The sequence below is a fragment of the Klebsiella sp. Ech2A genome, from assembly GCF_030078455.1.
GTDB lineage: Bacteria > Pseudomonadota > Gammaproteobacteria > Enterobacterales > Enterobacteriaceae > Klebsiella > Klebsiella terrigena.
Window position 1 is genome coordinate 1 of record NZ_JAQGFU010000441.1, and the last position, 1,140, is coordinate 1,140.

2 protein-coding genes are annotated in these 1,140 nt (G+C 61.9%); both read left to right on the forward strand.

The window, feature by feature from the left end; all coding sequences use genetic code 11:
- Positions 1-549: phytanoyl-CoA dioxygenase family protein (locus tag PFH44_RS27835; protein ID WP_283826873.1), on the forward strand; the 549-nt coding region annotated here is incomplete at its 5' end.
- Between the two features lie 24 nt (positions 550-573).
- Positions 574-1,140, forward strand: a 567-nt coding sequence (locus tag PFH44_RS27840) for a transporter substrate-binding domain-containing protein (RefSeq protein WP_283826874.1), incomplete at its 3' end; no start/stop codon positions are given.

Below are 1,140 nucleotides of genomic sequence, written 5' to 3' on the forward strand. Positions count from 1 at the left end.
CATCACAGCAAAATTAACTCCAAGCTGCCGCACACCGCCACCCAGGTGAAATGGCACCAGGATTTTCTCTTCACGCCGCACAGCAACGACGACATCATCACCGCCCTGCTGATGGTCAGCGACGTGACGCCGGAGAACGGCCCGCTGAACGTGGTGCCGGGAAGCCATAAGGGGCCGCTGTGGTCGCACTGGCAGGAATCGCGCTTCACCGGCGCGGTGGATGACGAGGTGGTGGCGACCCACTGCCAGCAGCCCGAGGCCTGCTTTGGCCCGTCCGGCTCGGTGTGCTTTATGCATACCCGGCTGCTCCACGCCTCCAGCCCCAATGAAACCGACCTGCCGCGCACCCTGTTTATCAGCGTTTACGCCGCCGAAGACGCCCTGCCGTACGGCGACAACCCGCTGCCCAGCGCCCACGCCGGACAGCTGGTCGCCGGCACGGAGAGCGGGCTGGTGCGCAGCGCCGCCAACCACGTTCGTCTGCCGCAGAAGCCGCGCGGCGCCTCGTTTTTCGTACAGCAGGCCGGAAACGACCCTGCCAGCATGTGATTGCCCCCCACTTTGGAGATCTCTATGAAACGTTTAAATACCCTGCTCCTCTGCACCGCTGGCGTACTCGGCGCGACCGGCGCACAGGCGGCCTTTCAGCAGCCGGGAAAAATCATTGCCGGTTCGGATATGACCTTTTTCCCCTACGAATATATTGAGAACAACAAGCCCGTCGGCTTTGATATCGAGTTTCTCGCCGGGATTGCCAAAACCATGGGCCGCGAGGCGGTCAACCTCGATACCCGCTTCCCGAATCTGATCCCCGGTCTGCAGGGCGGACGTTTCGATATCACCAACTCGTCGATGTATATCACCGCCGAACGGCTGAAGGTGATTGATATGGTTCCGTACCTGAAAAGCGGCGAGTCAATCCTCGCCCTCAAGGGCGCCAGCTATCAGCCGAAGACGCCGGAGGAGTTTTGCGGCCATAAGATTGGCTCAATGGGCGCCACCTCGTGGCTGGCGCAGCTGCAAAAGCTCTCCGCCGACTACTGCGTGAAAAAAGGGCTGCCGCCGATTGCGCTTAGCGAATACGCCACCGACCCGCAAACCACCCAGGCGCTGCTGTCGCGGGCGGTGGAGGCGCAGATC